Source organism: Polaribacter sp. WD7, assembly GCF_003335085.1.
In the GTDB taxonomy this organism is placed as follows: Bacteria; Bacteroidota; Bacteroidia; order Flavobacteriales; family Flavobacteriaceae; genus Polaribacter.
The window spans coordinates 865,878-889,367 of the sequence record NZ_QPEJ01000018.1 but is presented as its reverse complement, the minus strand read 5'-3'; the positions used below and the strand labels follow the sequence as shown (position 1 = coordinate 889,367).

Below are 23,490 nucleotides of genomic sequence, written 5' to 3'. Positions count from 1 at the left end.
AGCGTATTACTAATTTTAGAATTAATCAATAAATTGAAATTCTGGTGACATTAAAACAGCCCAAAATATATCTTGTAGTTGCTCTTTTTCTGGATTTGCACCTAAAACGGTGAGCATTACTTCTTTTTCTACTTTTGATGGATGCCTTCCTAACGCTTTTAAATACAAATCGTTAGTCATCTTATCGGTATCTGTTGCATATGTTTCTAACCAAAGTTGTGCTCCTTCTTCTAAAACACCATTAAAAAACGCACCGTTAGTTAACTCTAAAGCTTGCAATAATGTGGCTTGTTCTTCTCTAGAGGTAGTTACTATTTCTCTACTAGGACGCCCCAATGCTTTCATAAAAGGATGTTGTTTTACCAAACTAGCACGTGCAAATTTTTCTTCTTGATCTTTAAATGTAAAATTGAGCAACTTACCCCAGTTGTTAAAGTTACGTGTTCCGTAATCTCTAACTTCTAACCACTTGGCATCATTAAAGTGAATTGCTGTCCAGTTAGATTGAGGAAGAATATCTACACTTTTCCATGTAGTATCTGAGTTGATTTGCAAAACCTTTCCGGAAGCTAATTTTATTTTTAAAGCAAATAAAATCCCAGCCGGATTAGCAATAGTACCGTCATTTTCTCCTACTACTGCAATTGTATTTTTTCCAGCAACTAAATAAGTGCTTATGTCTACTTTACCAACTTCTTTCCAGTTGTTATTTTCTAAAACTTTTTGTCCGTTTATAAAAAGTTGGTACGAGTAATCTACCGAAATTAAAACTTTAGCACTTTCTACGTTTAAAGACTGTAAGTTAAAAGACTTTCTAAAATATCTTTTCCCAGGTTCTGGAAGCACAACTCTATTGAATTTAATTTCTTTATGCCATATGCGTTTGGCATCAATATTTTCTCCATTAGGATTAAATGCAACATCTGGATACATAGGCGAAACAACTTGACTTACGGCATCAGAAAATTGCTCTGCACTTAAACGACGTGATATAGGCCCTTTAAATACATAATTTACTTTGGTTTCTTCAATTTTATCATAATTAATCATGGGTTGTTGATAGGCTTTTGAGGTGACAATTCGTTTTATCAAATGTTTTAAATCAGAACCATTATCAACAAAATCTGCTGCCAACCAATCCAAGACTTCAGCATCCCAAGGTGTGTTATCCATTTCATCTAATGGCATAACAATTCCACGTCCCATTAATTTACTCCAAAATCGATTCGCTAAAGTGCGGTATAGCCTACCGTTTTCTCTTTGCACCATAACTTCAGACAATTTTAACAAACGGTCTTTTACAGTTTTACCTTCTACACTTCCAAGTTCTGGATATAAAAAATTAGGTTTTGCCATTTTACCAATAGGTTTATCGCACCTATTTAATTCTAAAATAGAATCTGAAAAAATAGTTGCAAAACCATAGGCTTGGTCTAAAGTAAGATTACTAATAAAGCTATTATGACAAGAAGCACATTTTACATTTACCCCCATTAAAGACTGTCCTATGTTTTGTGCGGCTTGCATTTCTTTTCTTTGACTTGCATTTACAACACCACGCCATTCTACACCTCTAATAAAACCTCCTGATCCTTTAACAGGGTTCACCAATTCTCTTACGATATCATCATAAGACTTATTACTTATTAACGATGCATAAAGCCAACTGGTAATTGGTCTTTTACCTCCAGCACTACTGTGATCGTTTCGTAATAAATCGTTCCAAAATGTAAGCCAGTGTTGTGTATAGTTTTTATTGTCATTTAATAATTTATCTATTAAAACTTCTCGTTTATTTTCGTTTTTATCATTAAGAAAAGTAGTAACCTCATCAATATTTGGCAATAAACCAATCACGTCCATATAAATACGCCTCACAAAAGTTCTATCGTCTATAACTTCTTGCCAATCTACATTGTTTTTAGTAAAATAAGCATCAATTAACTTGTCAATAGGATGTTCTTCTTTAGTTACTGAAGGCAATTTTGGTGTTATTAAAGCTAAAGGTGCTTCTGGAAACACCTTAACTGCTTGGTCTGACCAATGTGCGCCTTCTGTTATCCAAAGTTTTACCAAGGCTATTTCATCTGCAGTTAACAATTTCCCTTTTGTGGGCATTACCTTTTTATTATCTGCTGGAAGAATAATACGCTTGTAAATTTCACTTTCTTCTGGCTTGCCTGCTACTACTGCTAATCCTGATTTTCCGCCTTTAAAAACGCCTTCTTTATGTTCTAATATCAGTTCTCCTTTTTGCTTATTTTCACTATGACATTGGTAACATTTGTGTGCAAAAAGACCTCTTACTTCTAAACTCAGTTTGTCTTTTTGTAATTCAGACAATTCAGATGCTCCTTTTAATTCTGAGAGTAATGCGCCTGATTCTTTATTACTATAAACCTCTTTATTCCCTGGTAAAATTGCAGTCAAATAATCTTCACCATGTGTTAAATTAGCTCCCAAATGACCTGCTATAGTTAGCAAAACAACTGTTGCAAAAAGCATAAATCGGTATGCCTTTAAATTTAATTTCGTCTTTTCTATACTATTTTTTAAAATGATAGCTGTAACTAACCCCAAAATAGCAGTGGCTATTCCTGTATATTGATGATTGTCTACCAAATCTCCAGAATAGTCATCTTGGGTTTTTAGAAACCAACCAAAAAGTGCAGAAAAGATTGCAAAACCTGCACCTATATAAACCATCCAGTTGATGCCTTCTCTAAGACCTTTTCGTTTGCCTCCTATAGTTAGAAATTCTAGCAATAATGCAACCACCAAAAGACCTATTGGAAAGTGCACCAATAGTGGATGTAAACGTCCTAAAAATTGAAGAAACCAGTTTGTGTTTTCCATTTAATAAAGTAAAAAATAATTTATTAAAAATAATTTATATTTTGCTTTGTATTATCCTGTAGTATCAGGCTTAAGCAAAAAAAGAATTTGTAATTACAACGGATACGAAAGATAAAAAAAATACTATAATTTACTTACGTAATCCGGATTTATAGTTGTTGGTATTGGCGCGTTGGTATCTTGCCACCATTGCTTTAACAACGTTAATAATTCAGTTGCTTTTTCAGGATTTACTTCTGCAAGATTATGTTTTTCACTAATATCCTCAGACAAATTATACAATTCAATAGCATTGTCTTCAAAGTAATAATGTAATTTCCAATCTCCTTTTCTTACTACAGAACCTGGACGTGTTCTAAACAGAGGATCACGATTTTCATTATCATTTACGTTATAAGCTTGTAAATAAATAGGAAAATGCCAAAATAAAGGGCGATCAAAAACCTGTACTTCTTCTTCTAAAACGGGTGACAAATTATTTCCGTCTAAATGAAGTGCACTCGCATCTATTCCCGCATATTGTAATACCGTTGGAAAAATATCTAAATTTGTTATAGGAACTTCACTCTTTGTATTTGGTTGAATCTTACCGTTTAACACAAAGAAAAAAGGCTCTCTAATACCTCCTTCATAATAACTTCCTTTTCCTGCTCTTAATGGTTTTTGTTTGGTTATGCCATACAAACCGCCATTATCTGAAGTAAACACAATAAGTGTCTTTTCAAAAAGGTTTCTTTCTTTTAATTTACTGATAAGTAACCCTATATTTCTGTCTAAATTGTCTACCATAGAAGCATATTGTGGGTTACCTTGCCCTTTCCAAGGTGATTTTTTTTCGTATTTAGGTACAATACTGTCTACTGCCATTATAGGAACATGCACTGCATAAGGCGAATAATTCAAATAAAATGGTTTTTGAACTGTATCTACAAACTTTAAGGCATTTTCCATGACTAAATCAGTCAAATATTGGCTATTGCCTTTTTCTATCTTCACATTTTTATAGGGTGGATAATAGCTTCTAGGCAATCCATTGTGTCCTCCAGCAATATTTACATCAAATCCATATTCTAGAGGATTATCACTTAAATGCCACTTTCCTGCATGACAGGTTAGGTATCCGTTTTTATTCAAAACCTTAGGTAAAATGAGGTGCTTTGGTGATAAGGTATGGGTATTTTTTGTTGGAATTATTTTTCTATCTTCAGATTTACCTCTTGTTGAGGGGCTAACTGTATAAATTCCGTGACGCGGGGTCCACTGTCCTGTCATTAAACTAGCTCTACTAGGCGCACAATTGGAGGCTGATGCATACCCGTTTGTAAACACCATTCCTAAACTAGATAGGTAATCTATATTAGGTGTTTCATAATATTCGCTTCCCATAAAACCAACATCTTTCCAACCCATATCATCAACATTTATAATGATAATGTTAGGTTTAAAAGCTTCTTTTTCTTTTTGTGTGTTATTACAAGAACTAATTGTGGTTAAAATAATAACGGAAATAATGGACAGAAATCGCATGTAATATGATTTGTAGTTTAAAGTTTGATCTTTTCTATTTTCTCTTTAATATTCTTGTTAGAAAGGAAAATTCAGGATATTTTGTTCGTTAATTTTTGATTAAATATAATAACTCCTTAGCTTTATTAGGCTGTTGTTCCACTAAATTATTTTTTTTGCTAATATCATTATTCAAATTGTAAATTTTGATTGGTTTCAAATGAATATCTTCCTGGGTTTACCTTAAAAACAAAAGCTTTATTTGTTTTCCTTAGTAATTTTATATCCGAATTACTCTCAAATTCTACTCCATCTACCTTAATGCTTTCTTGTGTATTTCCTGGTACAAAAACTTGAGCTGTTGTATTTGGAGGTACTATTATATCTAAATTAAATTGCTTGCCGACTAGTTTCCAACTTGAACTTACTTTGCCATAAGGTGAATTGTAAGTAGCTGCCGCAGACGTTAAAGGACCACCCGGTATAGGAGCAATTTCAATTTCTTTGTAACCTACTTTAACAGGTTTAATACCCGCAATACGTTCGTACATCCAACGACCAATAGCTCCGTAAGCATAATGGTTGAATGAATTCATACCGCCTTTGTTAAAACCATCTTTATGGGTATAACTATTCCAACGTTCCCACATAGTGGTTGCCCCTTGATTTATAGAATAGAACCACGATGGGTAGGTTTCTTTAAACAAGATTTCATACATCAAGTCGATCTCGCCTATTTTATCAAGTACCAAAGGCAATAAAGGTGTACCTAAAAAACCGGTACGCAAATGGTTATCGGTTAGTTTTATTTGTTCTAATAAATGAGGTACTGCTTTTTGCGCTAATTCATCATCCAACAAATCGAACGCTAAGGCTAATAAATAAGCGGTTTGAGTTTCAGGACCTTCAATAATGCGTCCTTGAGTATCGAAAAAACTATTTTGAAATACATCGCGAATTGCATCAAATAAAAGCTCATATTCTTTGGCTTCAGACTCAAATCCTAGCACTTTTGCTGCTTGAGCAGTTAGATTAACAGAATGCGCATAGTGGGCTGTGATAATTAACTTGTTGGAAGTGATACCAAATCGCTCATCTCTTTTGTGTGTTGAATAAGGTTGCAACCAATCGCCATGAGTAAACATTTTAACAATATGATCTTTGGCATTTGACTGATAAAATCCTACCCATTTTTTCATACTTGCATAATTTTCCTTCAAAACACCTACATCACCAGTACGTTGGTAAGTTTCCCAAGGAACAATAGTGATCACATCACTCCAACCAGCTCCAGCTCTAAGTCTACCACCTAAAGAAGGCACCATTACAGGAACCGCACCATCTTCATCTTGATCGTTTCGTACGCTTTGCAACCAACTCATCCAAAAGGAATGCACATCACCTAAGAAAAACGAGGTGGGTGCAATTACTTGAGCATCTCCTGTCCAGCCTGCTCTTTCATCGCGCTGCGGACAATCGGTTGGTATATCAAGTGTATTACCTCTTAAACCCCAAATAATATTGCTTTGTAGTTGATTTAGTTTTTCGTGTGACGAATTAAACTCAACATTCAAATCATAATTAGAATGTTGTACAACACCTGTTACCCACGATTTATCTGGTGTAGCATTTGCATCAAAACCACTCAACTCTACATATCTAAAACCGTGAAACGTAAATGTTGGTTGATATTCAATTTGTCCATCTTCTTTAGCGGTATAATAGTCAGTTGAAACTGCACCTCGGTAATTTTTAGTATACATACGCCCATCTTGCTGAAGCATTTCGGCAAAACGTATTTTTAAGGTTCCATCTTTATCCATTGGTACTTTAATAAGCGGTACACCCACCATATTTTGTCCCATATCAAAAATCACGACACCCTTATCAATCTCTGTAATAGCAATTGGAGTTAAATCTTCTACAGATTTAACTGTATTGTGTCGCTTAGGTGTCAAACTAATTTGTGTATCTATATCTTCAGCAACCACCTTTTGCCAATTTGCATCATCAAATGATGTTAAAGACCAAGATTTTTGTTCTTTCCGTGCATCATATTGCTCTCCATCATAAATTCCAGCATAAACAATTGGCCCCTCTTGGGTAGCTTTCCAACTTTCATCAGTAATAAAGGTTTTAAAATTACCATTGGTGTATTTTACTTCAAGCTGACACATTACTTTGGGCGAAACTTTTGGATAGCCTCTAAGCATTAATCGACCTGCGTACCAACCCTCTGCCAGAGCAATCCCAATGGCATTAGAACCATCCTGCAAATGATCTGTTACATCATAAGTTAACGTTTCAATGCGTTTATTGTAAGGGGTCCAACCTGGAGCCATTACATCGTCGCCAACCTTTTTGCCATTGATTTCAGCTTCAAAAAGTCCCTTTGCCGTAATGTACAATCTAGCAGATTCAATTTTAGAGTCAAGAGTAAACTCATTTCGCAAATACTGGACTTTGTAAGAGGTTTTATTCGTTTTTGGCGACTTTGCTTTATCAACTTTTGGCAAGCTAATCCATTTGGCCTGCCAATCGGAGTTATGGAGTAGTCCTAACTCAAAGTTAGCTACCTCACTCAAAGCTGAAGCCTTTTTATCTTGATCCCAAAACTTTAACTGCCAATACACTTTTTGTCGCGAAGAGAGTTTTTTTCCTTTGTATTTGACAAATAGAGTTTGCTGACTTTCCACTTTTCCGCTTTCCCATAAATCAGCATTATTTGGTAGTAGTTCAGGTTTAGAGGCCACTACAATAGAATAAGCTGTTTGCTTTTTGATGTTTTTATCTTGTGGTAGTTTCCAAGAAAAAGAAGGTGTAGCATCGTAAAAACCTATTGGATTTTTAAATTGCTCACTTACTACCAACTCCTGTGGTGGAATAGTATTTTGAACTGAAGAACACGAAACCAAAAATAGTATTGCCAGTATGACTGTTGCCAATCTATTGCTAGAAATTATGTACATGTTATTTTATATTTGTGTGTATTATTTATTAATGTTTAATCATTTCAATACTTACTGGACCTAATAATCCTGAAGGCTGTAATTTTGATTTCGGTTTGATATCATCTATAACTAACCAAGTATATTTTTCATTTTCCGACCGTTGTTTGTCTTTTATCAATTGGTTTCGCCATAAATTAACCACTTCTATTTCCAATTGATTTTCTCCTTTTTTTAGTGCTTCTGAAATGTTTAAACGATAAGGTGCTATCCAAAGCCCTCCCAAATCTTTTCCATTTAGTTTTACCTTAGCCATGACAGAAAGCTTTCCTAAATTCAAATAAAACGCTTTATTTTTAGGGAGTTTATCTATTGTAAAAGTGGTTGTATACGTTGCTGTACCAGAATAATATTTAATTTGCTCGTTTTCTGATGTAGACCAATCTTCTAAAGTATTAAAAACGATAGGTTCTTTAGGACCGATTTCCTTATTTGAGAAATCTACTGAAAACGGATTTTTCAATTCGCTTATTGTTTCAAATGCAGGAAAATTTTCTGTACTTATTGGTTTTTCCAGTAACTTATTGTCTCTAGCAAATACAATAAACCAACTCTGAGCCGCTTTTAATTGTAAAGGTATTTTTACTCCCGTTTTCGTGATTTCAAACTCTGGTAATGCTCTGATTTCTCCACTAACTGCATCCCAAAGTTGTGGTTTCAAATCTTTACGCACTCTAAAAACTGGAGATAATTCTATGGTTTCATCACTTTGATTTGTGATAAAATAAATATCCTTTTCTGGCGTAGCTCTATGTGTCCATAACACAGGTGCATCATCAGAAACGTTCACATCTTCTGCTAATTTTAGCTTTTCAAAGACTTCAGATAATTCGTAACCGTCTAACACTTTACCTTTACCGAATGCTTTATCCATTTTACCTTGATTGTAGGTACCACTCCACATTTTGTTAGCAATGGTTTTAACGATTTCGTCGCTTTCTGGATAATTTTGTAAACTTGGCGATTTTTCAGGTTTTTGTCCTAAAATGACTCCTCCTTGTTGCACCAACTCTTCTATCTTTTTTAGCAGTTCTGGTCGCATGGTTTTAAAAGGTGGTAAAACCATAACTTTATAAGACATACCATCTGGTAACACAAAACGTCCATCTTTTACAGACAACCTGTTTAGAATTACTTCGGCATTGATATAGTCATACGAATAGCCTTTTGGAATTTCAGGAACACGACCGCCCGTCATTATTGGGGCATCTTCCCCAATAAAATAACAAACATCTGCTACATATTTACCTTGTTGTAACAAATGTTGGCAACGTCTTAAATAATCAAAATAAGTATCAGCTTGATTGAACCATGTATTATGGCGATTGAATTCTGTACCAAACCAAGCATTCATTCCTGGTTTACGATTATCGTCTGGTTGTTGAATGTATAAGTGCAAGACAAAATGATTGACACCTTCTGTTAACGACCAATCGCCTCGTTTTTTCAGCATAGCGGGATGCCTTAAGTAGGCTTTTCTAGAAGATGTAAATGCTTCTGCCGATGTTATTGGTTTTCCGTAGGTGTGTGCTGTTGATGAAGATGCTTTACATTCGATATTCCCTAATGTACCTTCGTTCCAAAATTCTCCAGAAATCAAATCGGATTGCCCACCATACATCATAAACTCTCCAGGAAAGCCCCAATGCCCATAATTTTCTAACCAGGTTTTCAAATTGTGTTTATTACTTGCTTTTTTTAGGCCTCCCACATACTCATAAGCTACATCGTCTGCAATGGCTCGACGCAAATCCCATAAAAAACGTTCTGATTGTTCTACACTTCCTACAATTCTACCAGATAATACTGGTAAAAACGGTACAGGATCATAGCCATATTTTTCTTTGAATTTCACTTCGTAACCGTCTGTCCAGTTTTGAGAACCTTGCTCATAACTATCGGCCACTACATATTTAAATGCCGATTTACTTTCTTCTGGAATGCGTTTTAACAATTCGCCTATAAAATTATCAAAATGGTATTCTGCCAAAGCGCTACTCATTTTATCAATTTCATAGCCTACGCCTTGTGGTGCAGCTGGTGCATTTTTTGTACCTGTTGGTGTCATTCCCATGCGCATAATCGTCCAGTTACCCTCTGGCGCATCCCAGTTAAGAACACCATTTTCATCTAATTTGTCACTCAAATCTATAACCTCATCTGGATTAACAACTAAACTCTTGTCTCTAAGTGCTTCTTGCATTCCAAAAATATAGGTATCCCATTGGGGTTTTGGTGTAGAGTGCATTTTGCCCAATTGTTTCTCTATGTATTTATTTAAAACTGGCGCTTCAGAAATGGTAATTTCTGCAAAACCAAAGCCTGTTTTTCTGTGTGTTCTAAAATTAGTACATTTTAATACAAACTGTTTTGCAGTGGTTTCTGGTAGTATTGTGGCAAAATCTGCTGTTTCGATTGAAGCTACATTTGGCGTAATGCGAAAACGATCGAACTCAAACTCTCTCACAAGTTCTTCTCTACCTTCTACAACTGCAAACAAATTCATTCTACATTTAAAAGCTCTGCTAGGAATTACAGTAATAGATCGTGTTGTAATGGGTTCTGACAATTGAAAATTAATGGCTAAAGTTTCTCCTTTTTGGAGTTCGAAACTCGTATCGTTTTTCTTGTCTCCATCGTTTAAAGCAGTAACATTAACATCTTGCCAATTGGCAGTTATTTTTGTTGGGATGTGTTTCGTATTCTTTTCTTCAATAGCTATTGTTTTAAAAGCAAAGGTATGGGTATCTTGAAATTTTGGTTTAGGTTTTTGCAGTGCTATGTTTAGTAATTTACCGCCTATAACCTTAGTTTCGCTAAAGGTTAAATAACGCATGGCTTTTTTAGAGTCTACCCAAGGCCCACCACTTTGGCTCCATCCTGGGCAGTTGAACACGCCAATATCTACACCTATACGCTTCCCTTCTTCTACTGCATGCACCATGTGGCTCCACCAATCTTCACTAAGCATGGGTACTTTTCCATCTTTTCTGGCGGGATTGATATTACCGATTAAAGCCCCTCCAATTCCTGCCTTTTTCATGGCTTCTAAATCTTTGGTAATCCCTTCTTTAGAAATATCGTCATTTATCCAATACCAATAACACCATACTGTATTGTCTTCGGTTGGATTTATGAATGCTGATGCTATTTGTTGGTAGTTTTGATTGCTAGTTTGATTTTTATCATTGCAGGAACTCGTCAAAAGAGCAGTTAAAACAACTACTAAATAATAATTTAATCCCTTTTGCAACTTCATATTTTCTAGTTATTTACACATCTTTCTAATTCATGACAACTATTTTTAGCTTACAATTATTGTTTTAATGTAAACCACAAAATAGCATGATTTTAAAAAACGCTTTCAATATTTTAACTAACTAAAATACTTATTTCTAAATCTTTACTTTCTTCAAAAAACATTTGTAAAGGTAATGCCTCAACTCCTGGCACCATATTAAAGGTTCTTTTTCCTGAAATTTCTTTTATTTTAATTGAAGTATTTGCTTTAATAGTTACCAACCCTTCAGGTTTTTGAATGGTAATTTCTGTATCGCTAATATTTGTAACTATCTCATTATTTGGTGATACAATTGGTAATACAAAAGCTGTTGGTGTATTAATTTCTTGAGATGTTTTTACAAAAATTACAGTTTCATTTGCATTGCACTGGTATGTAACACCAAATTTAGAAGCTGTTCCTTCTATCTCTTTTCTATCAACATTTTTTAGTGCAACATCTGCTAGTAATTTAATTGTTCCGTTAGTATCTTTAGTACTAACTGTTGCAGGCAAATCATACAAGTTTGTATACCAAACATCATCTTTAAAAACCTCGACTCTAGGTGTTAAACAAATATCTTTTCCTGGTTGTACTTGTTGATTGTTTTTTTCAACCATATGATATTCTGCCATACTTGCAGCACACAATAAACCTACTTTATTATGGTATAACACGCCTAAAGCACCTCCTGAAGCTTGACGGTAATCATATTTGTAATGATATTCTGCGTCGTAAGCACTTACAGTACCTCTCCAATCTCCTCTTGCAAAAAGATATACATCTAAATCTTTAAAATGTTTTACACCATCTGCAGTAACTCTAGGTAAATTGGTTTTTGTATTAATTTCTGGTAAATGGTTCCAGTGATCTAACAACGCTGCTAAAGGTTTTGCATGTGTAAACGTGTGGTGTACACAAGGCGGAATACCTGCTTCTATAAAACCAGGTCCTCCATGAATTAATCCGTCTGCGGTGCATTGTTGTAATAGTTCAGTATTTTTTACAGCTGCTGTTCCAAAGGCAGGGTTAATATGCGCCATCATACCAAATGCAGGTTGACTACCATCGCAAGTTCTACTTCCCCAATAACTCCATTTGTACATTCTGTTACCCCAACTGTTATCCCAAGCCCCATCTGGCAACATAAATTCTAAATGACTGTTTAATGATTTTGTTAAGATTTGTAATAACTCTTCATCTTTTTCTTTGAGCGCATACATTACCAAACTGTTTAAGGTTTCTTCTACATTGTATCCTAAATCTACACCATGTAATCCTTTTTCGCTTAATTTACTAGAACTCTTTTTACATTCTCCAAACAACAAACCTTCGTTTGCCGTAAAATATGCTTTTACTTGAGAAGCTAATTTTTTACTCTTGGCTTTAAAATCATCTCTATTTAAAACATTACCCATTAAATTTAAGCCATAAACAGCTGTACCTGGGTAATTTATATTGGTAAAGTCTATCGTAAATGTATCGTAAATATATTGGCCTGCTTTTTCTAAACGTATTATCCAGGCTTTACGAGTTTCTTCATCTAAAACATGACCATGATAATGCAATGCTTCTGCTAATGCTATTGCTCCAAAAACAGTAATTCCTTTCCAAGATTTTGGATTTTTAATTACTGTCCAAGCTCCATTTTCTTGAGAGACATTATTTTCTGCCCACGTCATTACCAATTTAGCCCCTTCTATGTACTTTTTATCTCCAGTTTTATCTGCCATGTATAAAAAAGGATATACAGCATCCATACATCGTCCATGAATATGAGAACAAGATGGGCAACCCAAAGCCCCGTGTTCATCTAAATTTGATGGATTATTGACTTGTACTTTTAACATACCATCACTCCAATCTTTTAATAAATCTGATATTAAATTTTTGAATTCTAAAGAATGTTCTGGATGATTTGTACAAGCATTTAACAATCCAGACATTGGTAATGACAAACCTAATCCTGCTACTGCAGATAGTTGTAAAAAGTTACGTCTTTTCATTGAATATTATGTATTTTGATGTAAGCCGAAGTTAGGAAGGTCTCTAACTTTAACCATCCTGTTTTGTCCTGCTATTTTATGCTAAAAATAACATCTATTTTTTTAGTGGAGCATCTTTAGCTACTACTAATTTATTTAATAACTAGTTTTTTTTGATCAGCTTTATCGTCATGAGTAAGTGTTTTTACAAGATATATACCAGCTGAAAATTCTCTCAAATTATCAACCTTTATACTTCCATTATTAGTTGTATTGTTATATATCAGTTTACCAAGCATATTGTATATAAAAACCTCAGCTTTACCAAATGTATCTATGGTAATTGTAAAACTGTTACTTGCAGGATTAGGATAAATATTTACAAAAGATTGATTGAAAATATTTTCTTTTAGACTTAAAGGATTACTGCCTGCTAGCTCTAATTGCCATAAACTTCTAGTATCTGTTTCTTCTGCAGGAAGGTTATAAAATAAACCATCATTTTGGTTGTATAAAAATCTATTTTGATCTCTAATTTCAAATCGATATGTTTTTTCGACAACGTTGTAATGTACAGTCCAAACTTTATCTACATCTGAGTTTGGTGGCATTCTTCCTGTATTGACAATAGCATGAGGTATTGTATTACCTGAGCCAGAAGCTCTTAATATTCCATTAATTTCACTATCAATATTATGGTAATCTTCTTCATTAAACTTGGTTTCTATAAATGTCCAATTTAGAGATTGATCTCCCTCTACATAATCACTTTCTAGTATTGTAGCTCCAGACGATTTTAAATATTTGCCCGTAGCAAGATTTCTTATTCTATACACATTACTAGAAATATCTGTTTCATCTATATCACTAACTTGAACTACAATCTCTTCTGATAGTGTAGTTTGGTTTTCTGAATTTGACGCTTCTGCTGTAAAACGATAAACACCCTCTGCATTAGATGACCATGTGACACTATATGGAGCAGTTGTGTCTGTCTCATAATCTTCTCCGTTGATTTTAAACACAACTTGAGAAACGGTGCTTCCTTCTTTTGCTGTTGCTTTTGCTTGGATAGTTATTTGCTGATTTAAATCAAATACTTCATTATTGGTAGGGGAAGTTATTGCTATTTCAAATTTTAATTCAGAATTGTCTCCTATATCTCTTTTTGTATTAAATGGCTCCATATCTAAAGGAAATCTTTCATACAACAAATTTGCCATACGCTCTTGCACCTGCGCTTGTTCTGTTTTACCTGCTAAATTTGCATCTGCAACTTGACTTACACCATGATAATACAGCTCTTTACTATTTATGGCTTGAGTAGTTGCATTCCTCCATTCTGTATACCTCCATTCACCATCTGTAACTGTAACCCCCATAATTGATCCTTTAGGATATAAAGAATACGCTCCGTCATTCCAATCTATATTTGGATTATCTAATAATTGTGCCATACTTTTACCATCAATTATTGGAGAACTTAAACCGCATACATCTATTATTGTAGAAAAAATATCTACGTTTTCTACCAAAGCTTCTGAGGACACATTTGTCTTACGGTTTGTATGAGAAGTTTCTCTACTGATAATCAATGGTACTTTAGTATCAATTTCCATATTAGAGTGCTTGTTCCAAGAACCATATTCTCCAATTTTATACCCGTGGTCACTCATAAAAATAACCATTGTGTTTTTACGAAGATCTAACCTTTCTAATTCAGCCATTACTCTTCCTACCTGGGCATCTACATAACTTACACAAGCATAATAACCTTGTATTAACTTTTTAGTTAACTCATCATTTAAATCTCCTTGAGCAGGCATATCATCATACCCTCTCAATTCTCCGTAGTTGGTTAATGCTAATCTATATATGTCTGTAGGCCTTTTTCTACTAGGAACTTCAATAGTATTGAGATCATACAAATCCCAATATTTTTTTGGTGCATTAAATGGCAAATGAGGTTTGCTAAACCCAAGTACCATCAAAAAATTGTCTTCTTTAATCTGATTTAAGGTAGTAATTGCGTCTCTGGCAACAGTACCATCTTTATAAACATCGTCATCTACATCTGCATCTTCATAAACTGCTCTACTCCCCTTATTTTCCTCTAATACATACTTGTTGTCTTTTTTACCAATATAAGTAGTCCATTTATCTTGATCGTCTATTCCATGATGATATACTTTACCGATACTAACCGTTTTATATCCATTTTCTTTAAATAATTGAGGCATAGTTACCACCTCTTTATGCACTGATCTTAATCTTGTGAAAATATCATAAATACCAATAGATTCTGGTCTTAACCCTGTTAAAATACTCATGCGAGATGGTGCACATATGGCTTGCTGACTATAAGCTTTATTAAATTTAACACCCTCCTGAGCTAATTTATCTATATTAGGGCTTTGTATGTGGGTATTTCCATAACAATTTAACTCGTCTCGCAAATCATCAACCATAAATATAAGCACATTAGTTTGCGATTGTATAAATGACGTAGTAAGTATTAAAAATAATATAATCGTGTTTTTGTTCATGGAATTAAGCTATTGTAGTTCTCTAAAGTACAATAAGTTATTGTTTTATACGTCCTGATGTATCCTGATACTATGATAATTTGTTGTATATTGTGATTTAAAATAGTTTCAACATATTAATTTTAAGTATTTTTTTTACAAAAACACTATATTAGGAGCTACTATAGAAGTTAACATTTTTATTCTCTATACGAATTACAATCATTTCAATCGTAAATTCACTCGAAATCAGATTATTACTGTAGTCCTTTAAGTTATGAAATAGCCATAAAAACAAAAGTCAATACTTTTTAAGTATTGACTCTTATTTTATAACGTTCTAAATTTTCTTAGTCTAGAATTAATTTTTGGTGAAATATTCGAGGTTGTGCCTCTATAGAAGTTACTTTAACAATGTATACACCTGCATTAAATCTACCATCTCTTGCTATTTGTAATCTATCTAAATTTGTTGTGGTTTTAAATACTGTTTTACCTAACATATCTATAACAACAACTTCAGACTCTCCAATATTATTCAATGCTATATTAAATGAACCACTTGCTGGATTTGGAAAAATATGTATTGAAGAAGCTTCAGAAAAACTGTCTGAAACACTTAAAACTTCACCTTCTGGTATTAATTCCCACACACTTCTTTCATCTGTTTCGTCAACTTTACGAGTATCTAATTTTTCATCTGAAATAGCATACAAATACCTACCTGTTTGGTTAGATTCAAACCTATATGTATCATTGTTTTCATTTCTATGCACTTTCCATATTTTATCAGCATCTGCTGATGGAGGAGCATTTCCTGTACTTACAACTACATATGGTCCTTCTTTAAATCCAGCACCTGGTGCGCGCAATATTCCAAATGTTTTACTATCAATATTAAAAAAGTTACCAGACGGAACTATTGCCCAATATTTATCATCTTCTTCTCCTGAATCACTCATTAGTACAGGTTTTGCGCTTTGACCATTATGTGTTAAGAACTTACCTGTAGCCACGTTTCTAAATCTACTAAACTCTGTATTTACTTCTGGGCTATACACAACTTCTTTTTTCTGATAAGTTGTATTTGCCCATCTTATCTGAGCTCTACCTCCTTTTACTCTGTAGGCTCCATATCTAATACCAGATTCGTTACCTTTTTCTGGCTCAGGTATATTCCAGTTAAAAGTTTCTCCACCTATAGTTGCATCAGCATAATGTATTCTTTTTGAAGGGTCATTTGGATCTTCTCTAAAACCTACTTCAAGCACTATATCTGTTGCTACATTTTTTTCTATTTCTGTTAAGAACACTTCTCTTCTACCAGAACTTCCTTCTCCTCCTCTAAAGTTAATTTGCTCTCTATATAATTTAAAGGCAACTTGACCAAATTTACCATTATCATCTACACCGTAAACAGGTCTAGCAATATATAAACAGATTGCTGGATCTGCAGAACCACCACCACCTGAATGTTTTCCTTTGGCTTGCATGATATAACTACCATCATTAGTAATACCTGTAGCATCACCAACTTCTAAAATTCTTACAGTACCTGTAAATCTTGCAAAACTTCCTACTCCTGTAGTTCTAGATCTAGATAAAGAACGCTCTATTCTTGGTTGTAATTTGGTTCCGTTAGCACGAACTTGATCTTGGTGATTTGAGTTCCTGGTGATGTTGTACACCCCCCAAACAGTATCATCTATAGTAACTTCTTTATAGTTTGCATAACAACTTCTATCATCTACAGTACCTACATTTACAGGGTTATCAACATCTTCTCCTCTAGAAGTATTTGTTCCCTCATCTGTACAACTTGTAATTTCACTAGTATCTTCATCTGATGCAGTTGATTGTGCTGCTGTAGATAAGGAGAAAATTAAAAAACTAAAAACTAACAAAAACTTTAAAGTATTTTTTTTCATATATATCTTATAACTGTTATTATTTATACTATTAATTACGCAAATTTCATTAAAAACAATCTTGTCTCTATCCTGAAGTATCCTGACATTGTGAAACTTACTTATTTTTTTTCTTAAAAAACTTTTTTTTTATTCTAAAACTAGTTTTTGATAAAATATTTTTGCCTGCGATTTCTTAGCGGTTACTTTTACAATGTAAACACCAGATGTAAATCTATGATCTCTTGCAACTTCAACTCTATCTAAGTCTGTTACTGTTTCATAAACTATTTTACCTAGCATGTCTGTAATTACAATTTCGGATATTCCTATTTTATTTAATGAAATATTGAAAGAACTCTTTGCCGGATTTGGAAAAATCTGTATGCCAGAAGATTGTGTAAAATCTTCTGCAACACTTAATACTTGGTTTGTAGGTATAGCTTTCCAGATGCTTCTTGCATCTGTTTCTTCTACGTCTTTAGTGTAAATGTTACCATCAACATCATGGTACATATATCTTTTGCTTGTACCTGCTTCAAACCTAAAGGTTTTATTGTTTTCATTATAATGTACTGTCCAAATTTTATCAGAATCTTCTACTGTTGGAGATTTAGTAGTACTTACTACAAGAAAAGCTCCTGCAGCAAAACCTGCTCCTGTCGCTCTTAAAACACCATTTTGTTTACTGTCTATATTATGATATTCTTTACCGTCTTTGGTAAGTTTAAAGAAATCCCAATGCCAATCTTCTTTCTCACCAGAATCGCTCGTAGTTACTGGTTGTGCAGTATTGGCTGCTACTAAAAACTTACCTGTAGCCGTATTCTGTAATCTATAGGTGTTTATTGTTAAATCTGATTCATCAATTTCATTAACTGCTATAGATACCTCTGTAGATGTTATACTTTCTCCGCTTGTTTTGTAAGCTACTGCTTTTATTTGATAAGTACCTGTAGTCTCTGGAGTCCAATCTAAAATATAAGGTTTTGTTGCATCTTCTTCTAACAACTCATCATTTACCATAAAGGCAACTTTAGTAATTTCTCCTTCATCTGCAGAAGCAATGGCATATAACTGCACATTATCTCCTTCATTAAATGATTGATTATCTGTAGGTGTTACTAAATTAACAGCAAAAGGTTTTGGACCATTTTCTACAGCTAAGTCAATAACTTGTAAATATGTTGTTCTAGTAGTAGTTGTATTGTTAGTTGCATTATTTTCTAACAGATAGTAGTATAGTTTACCATCTGCAATGTAAACCTGCCCTTTGCTAAATCTTCTACCAGAAGTTTGCTCGTATACTTTTGTAAAAAGATTAGTACCTCCTTCTGCTCTTTCTACAAATGGTCTTCCAGAAGAATTTAAACCAATTATATATACATATTCTCCTGAAGTATATAAAGCTTGTGCTCCGTTAAAATCTGTTGAAATAATAAATTCACTAGCTCCATTTGGCTTGTAACTATGAATATATTTAGTAATGTTATTTTCATTATCTTTTACTCTACTAATAATATGCACATCTTCATTATCTGTAACTGTCCAATCAAAACCACTTACAATATGCACTTTGTTTTGTGCTGTAGTTTCTACTAGATCTCCTGGTTCAAAAACTAAAACTTCTTCTGCTTTTACTAGAGGATATGTCATATCTTCCCCTTTATGGTTTTTCCATTGAGAAGCTCCTGAAGGATCATCTGAATAGGCATAATAAACACCATTTTGAAACTGATATTTATCTGACCCTGTATTTAATCTTCTTTGAAAACCTGCTCTAATTTTTCCGTTTGCGTATTTTATACTTCCATAAATACTCCAGTTGTTGGTTTCTCCTTTACTACCAGCACCAAGTGCATTAAAATGTGTAAACCTACCCCATTTTGTAGCATTTGCATCATATTTTATAAAAGCTTGTGCCCCATCATGTGAAGTTCCATCTCTGGCTGTTAAAAATAATTCGCCTTGGTTATTTAAGAAAAATTGAGGGTATGTAAATCTATCATAATGTGGAGCATCTCTAACACCATCCATTGTACAATGTTTGTAATCTCCATCTATAGGATCTTTTACAAATTTATCTAATGTAAATTCTTCATCAGAAAGTTCTGCTGCATTTGGTACCGAGTATGTATATCTAAAATAATCGTTAGTAAAAGCACCACTATTAGTATAGGCATGCATATCATACACCATATGTATGGTACCGTTTAAAGGGCTAATACCTATTGCTATTGTATTGTGGGTTTCTCCTATCCACCATTTTCCTTTCAATCCTGTATGCTGATGCGGAAACTCAATAGTTTTCATAGCACCCGTTTCTGTATTATAACGTGTTAACATTACATGTCTATCTAGTTTGCCTCCACGATACCAAGTCATAAACACATATTGCTTATAATTTTTTATACAGTCTCCATGCGGTGACAACGCAGGACCATATGCATAATCATATGCTTCAGTTCCACTCTGTCTTGTACTATTTTGATTTCTAACACCATTAAAATACATAGCTAAATCTGTAATTTTAACTTCTCTTTCTAATGTAACTTGTGCCTGTATAGTAACTGACACAAAGAATAAAATTAATAGTTGTTGTAATTTTAATTTCATTTTACTTGATAATTATTTTAGAATTAAATACTTTATTATTGCTAGAAATTATCTTTGTAAGATATATTCCCTTTGAAAAATCTTTACACTCTTTTAGTGTTAGTATCATTTGTATTTATGGAAGAGATGCTTTCATAGATTGTTTATCTAACTACTATTGTCTAACTAAAAAAAGATATGTTTTAGAGCCTATAATTTAAAACTACTATATATTATCTTTTTAATATACAATTTTAACCACAAACAAAGGTTTTCGCATCCTGATGTATCCTGTAACTAAAAACCTGAAATAGGTTTTTAGGTTTTTTTAAAATTCTAATTTTCAAATCATTAAAAAAATATTTTTAATTTTTGATATATTTGACAAAAACAGGTTTTATTAAATTTAATTTTATAAAATAAACACCTTTAGCTGTATCTACCATACTTAATTGAATTTTACCATCTATAACATTTTTAGTTACTGACAAAATTAGTTTTGAATTTACATCTAATACCTCAACATCAACATTTTCTATAGATTTAGGAATATTTATAATTAATTCACCAGAATTAGGGTTTGGGGATACTAAAATAGCTTCTTGTTGATTTTTATTTTTTAATATTGAGAGCACCTTATTTAACACTACCTCTTTGTAAGCTTTTCCTGTTGCATCAGCAGTAAGATTTTGATCCATAATAGAAAGTTGCTGCCCTTTACCAATATACATAGAAACCTCTGTAGTCGTCAATTTTGGCTGCACACGAACAACACCAAACCTACCCACAAACCTTATACCAAGAGAAGGTATTTGTATTGTCTCTTTATCTGATTCGTTAGAAAAAACATAATCTATTATAGTTTGTCTATTTACTTCTGAAGTTACTTTTACACCTACTATTTTATCATGTTCTACAATATGTTCTGTAGATTTTATAGTACTTTCTGAATTTGCTGACGGCTCATAAATAGCAATAAATGGCTTATTCCACGCTTCTCCATATTTACGCATTACAAACAACTGTGTATTCTTAGCACTATACCCGTTTTTCACTTCTTTAGTTGGTGGCGCCAACGCAGTAGTATATTCTTTTTCTTCACCAGCAGGAATATGCACATGTAAAAAATCATTGGTAACTTGTACATCAAATCTTACAGAAATTTCACTATTAGTTAATTCTGATGTTTTAGCATTAGAATACCATCTCCATCCTGGTTGTTTTCTTTCATCTCCTATATCATTTTGATATCTTTCTGGCGTATTCTTTAATAATAGCGTTTCATCTTGAGACTTTATTTGTACTGCGTCTCCTAAACCATGAAATAAGTAGTCATGAAAATTATTTTCGGTATTGGATTTTGATCTAAAAACATCAATATAATACCCAGAAGTTTTACTTGTTCTTAAAATACCATTAGTTCTTTGTTGATCTACATTATTGATATTGTCATCTAAAAATTGTGTTGAAAAACTAAAATTCTGTGAAATAGGGTTTTCGTAAGGTTTAGGTTCTACAGCTTGTAGCGCAATTGTATCTGTAATATTATTCCAAGTACCAGAATTAGGCACTCCTCTTCTAGAGCTACCGTTTACAATAATAGTATTATGTGCTGCATGAGAAACAGCATATTGTTCATGCAAATCAGACTCAAAAGCAGCAGCACCATAATCTGGTCCAATCACATAACCTGCTCCGTACAACTCCATATCTATTCCTCCTGCATGAGCATGTACATAAGTACCTCCTCCTGTATAATACATCAATCCGTTTTGTTCATTATCTATATCAGAATAATTACGCTGCATTACAACACCTGCATGAGTTGCTTTTACAGTAGTATAATTGTGTTCTCCTGCATTACTGATTTCATCACCTATATGAACTCCCCAAAATAACTGTAAAGGATCATTCCACTCTAATCTTTGATTTGTTATCGTTGGATTGTAACCTCCTTGTTCAAAATATATTTTTTGCAGCGTAGTAGCTGCTCTATTTTTTAGTGCCGTATATCCTTTTCTGTCTGCTATTTTTAAAATACTTCTAAAAATATGAGCATGATCTGTAAAAGTTCTACCTATATCTCCGTAAGCAATTGTTGCTCCATTTGGGTATAAAAAATTTTCGTAGATAAAAATACTTTCTATAATATCTTTATTATTTTCTACAATGTTAAGCTCTGGCTGATAGCGATCAACAACATCCATCATTTGAATAAATAATGCGTGCGTAAACTTACCATATCCTGCAGACTCTGGCCACAACCTATCTTCTGCACTAAACCTGTTTAACATCCAGTTTATTCCAGGTTGATTTGAATTTTCGACTCCATCTAATAATTTATCAAAAAAAGTTTTTCTTACTGCATCGTCTTCCATACACATTACACTATACAATGCTCCTGGTAATTCTAAAACGGGATGGTTAGAATTATTTGCTCCTACTTTTATTACGTTATTTGCCATAACTTCAAACGCCTTCTGAGAGGTATCAAAGTTAAAGTTAACTTGTTCTTCTGCTTGCAAATCAAAAACTGTAGTAGTTTTCTTAGCCAAAAATGGTTGTACAAAATCATAAATTATAGCCACTCTTGTAAAGAGTTCTCTTGGTGGAATAAGGTGATTAAAATTAACCGAATAAAATTGAAATGTTTCTGGGTTTTGAATACTCAACATTTTTACATAATGATGTAAAATGTCTGAAGCTATTTGCGCATATCTTTTGTCTTGCGTAAGATAATATAAAAAAGCACATTCAGCACCTACATTTAAACGCGTTCTGTGTGTTGTTCTGTCTCCTGGTATTGTTGGAATTAACGATAAAACTGCTTTTGGATTTAAAGCATGATTAGTATATATAGTAGCGTTTCTATTTTTTAATTGATTAAACAAACTAGAAGCCCAATTGTGTTGCGCTATATTAGCTAAGATTGCAGACCTATCTTTATTGGTAACCCATATATGAGGATGCTCTAACGATTGTGTTCTCTCTGCCACAACGCTATCTCCCAAAAGATCTGTCATTTCTATATTGTCAAAATCAAAAACTCCTGTTCCTGTTGATGATGTTGCTTGAATTTTAAAACCATTAATGTCTCCTTTTGGTGATGTTGTATTTTTTAATGAGAAATCATTTATTCCTCTCGTATCTCCTATCCAAACATCCATTTTACCTGTTGCTATAGTTTCTGAAGTACCATTTGGAGCAGTATATGTTTGTTGTTCTTGTGTATTGTTTACAATAAAAGTTAACGTTTGTTTGCCCGAAAAAACAGAAGTTCTTGGTGCGCCTCCTATATTATCTATTGTAGAAATTCTAAAATCGCCTTCTTTATCAACTGTGCTGATACCAAATCTGCTTGCGTAATTACCTGAACTACCTATGGAAGTACTCGTAAAATTAGCACCAACAAATACTGCAAAAATGTTATTTTTATTAAGCTCGTGCTTAGAGGCTTCAAAATCTAATTTAAATTGTACAAATCTTGGATTTTTCTCAAATAAAATATTTCTAAATGCATAAAGTGTACCATTACCAGATCTATCAAATCGTAATGCTTGATTGGTAATACTAGTTAAAAAGTTAGTTCCGTTTGTAGCAATGTCATTAAATTGTCCTGAATTTGGTGAACTACCAATATAATCAGCAACAAAATTTGAAGTACTAAAATCTTGCTTAAAAATTTGTGCTTCTGCACTATAAACTAGTAATACAAACCATACAAGTATTGTTTTTTTCATCCTATAAATTCATTGTTTTAAATATAAAACTAAAAATCACAAAACTTGTCATGCTGTATCCTGCAATCTAAAATAGTAATCATAAAAA

The 23,490-nt window shown here is 33.3% G+C and carries 9 protein-coding genes; all 9 read right to left on the bottom strand.

Features of this window, described 5'->3' with window-relative positions:
• Positions 1-21: 21 nt before the first annotated feature.
• The 9 genes from DUT90_RS13060 to DUT90_RS13020 all read right to left on the bottom strand — a co-directional run bounded on the left by DUT90_RS13060 (position 22) and on the right by DUT90_RS13020 (position 23,402).
• On the bottom strand, positions 22-2,856 hold the full coding sequence (locus DUT90_RS13060; RefSeq protein WP_114427614.1) for a DUF1549 domain-containing protein: 2,835 nt from the start codon (positions 2,854-2,856) through the stop codon (positions 22-24).
• Positions 2,857-2,979: 123 nt separating this feature from the next.
• The gene (locus DUT90_RS13055; RefSeq protein ID WP_114427613.1) at positions 2,980-4,383 is read right to left on the bottom strand and encodes a sulfatase; all 1,404 of its coding nucleotides are present in this window, start codon (positions 4,381-4,383) and stop codon (positions 2,980-2,982) included.
• A 167-nt stretch (positions 4,384-4,550) separates the two neighbouring features.
• Positions 4,551-7,331, bottom strand: a complete 2,781-nt coding sequence (locus tag DUT90_RS13050; protein ID WP_114427612.1) for a glycoside hydrolase family 78 protein — start codon at positions 7,329-7,331, stop codon at positions 4,551-4,553.
• 28 nt (positions 7,332-7,359) lie between these two features.
• Entirely contained in the window at positions 7,360-10,629 is a 3,270-nt protein-coding gene (locus DUT90_RS13045) for a glycosyl hydrolase (protein ID WP_114427611.1), read from the bottom strand.
• A gap of 113 nt (positions 10,630-10,742) precedes the next feature.
• Positions 10,743-12,656, bottom strand: a complete 1,914-nt coding sequence (locus DUT90_RS13040; RefSeq protein ID WP_114427610.1) for a hypothetical protein — start codon at positions 12,654-12,656, stop codon at positions 10,743-10,745.
• A gap of 131 nt (positions 12,657-12,787) precedes the next feature.
• Complete coding sequence (locus tag DUT90_RS13420; protein ID WP_181858204.1) at positions 12,788-15,181, bottom strand: sulfatase-like hydrolase/transferase; 2,394 nt, start codon at positions 15,179-15,181, stop codon at positions 12,788-12,790.
• Positions 15,182-15,510: 329 nt separating this feature from the next.
• Positions 15,511-17,088 (bottom strand): T9SS type A sorting domain-containing protein, encoded by a 1,578-nt coding sequence (locus DUT90_RS13030; RefSeq protein ID WP_114427609.1) that lies wholly within the window; start codon positions 17,086-17,088, stop codon positions 15,511-15,513.
• A 129-nt stretch (positions 17,089-17,217) separates the two neighbouring features.
• On the bottom strand, positions 17,218-19,683 hold the full coding sequence (locus DUT90_RS13025) for a BNR-4 repeat-containing protein (protein ID WP_114427608.1): 2,466 nt from the start codon (positions 19,681-19,683) through the stop codon (positions 17,218-17,220).
• A gap of 344 nt (positions 19,684-20,027) precedes the next feature.
• The gene (locus DUT90_RS13020; protein ID WP_114427607.1) at positions 20,028-23,402 is read right to left on the bottom strand and encodes a T9SS type A sorting domain-containing protein; all 3,375 of its coding nucleotides are present in this window, start codon (positions 23,400-23,402) and stop codon (positions 20,028-20,030) included.
• Between the last annotated feature and the right edge of the window lie 88 nt (positions 23,403-23,490).

What these genes read in the sequence shown, in the direction of transcription:
- DUT90_RS13030 (WP_114427609.1), bottom strand. Translation starts at nt 17,088, where the DNA reads ATGAAAAAAAATACTTTAAAGTTTTTGTTAGTTTTTAGTTTTTTAATT.
- DUT90_RS13025 (WP_114427608.1), bottom strand. Translation starts at nt 19,683, where the DNA reads ATGAAATTAAAATTACAACAACTATTAATTTTATTCTTTGTGTCAGTT.
- DUT90_RS13045 (WP_114427611.1), bottom strand. Translation starts at nt 10,629, where the DNA reads ATGAAGTTGCAAAAGGGATTAAATTATTATTTAGTAGTTGTTTTAACT.
- DUT90_RS13040 (WP_114427610.1), bottom strand. Translation starts at nt 12,656, where the DNA reads ATGAAAAGACGTAACTTTTTACAACTATCTGCAGTAGCAGGATTAGGT.
- DUT90_RS13060 (WP_114427614.1), bottom strand. Translation starts at nt 2,856, where the DNA reads ATGGAAAACACAAACTGGTTTCTTCAATTTTTAGGACGTTTACATCCA.
- DUT90_RS13050 (WP_114427612.1), bottom strand. Translation starts at nt 7,331, where the DNA reads ATGTACATAATTTCTAGCAATAGATTGGCAACAGTCATACTGGCAATA.
- DUT90_RS13420 (WP_181858204.1), bottom strand. Translation starts at nt 15,181, where the DNA reads ATGAACAAAAACACGATTATATTATTTTTAATACTTACTACGTCATTT.
- DUT90_RS13020 (WP_114427607.1), bottom strand. Translation starts at nt 23,402, where the DNA reads ATGAAAAAAACAATACTTGTATGGTTTGTATTACTAGTTTATAGTGCA.
- DUT90_RS13055 (WP_114427613.1), bottom strand. Translation starts at nt 4,383, where the DNA reads ATGCGATTTCTGTCCATTATTTCCGTTATTATTTTAACCACAATTAGT.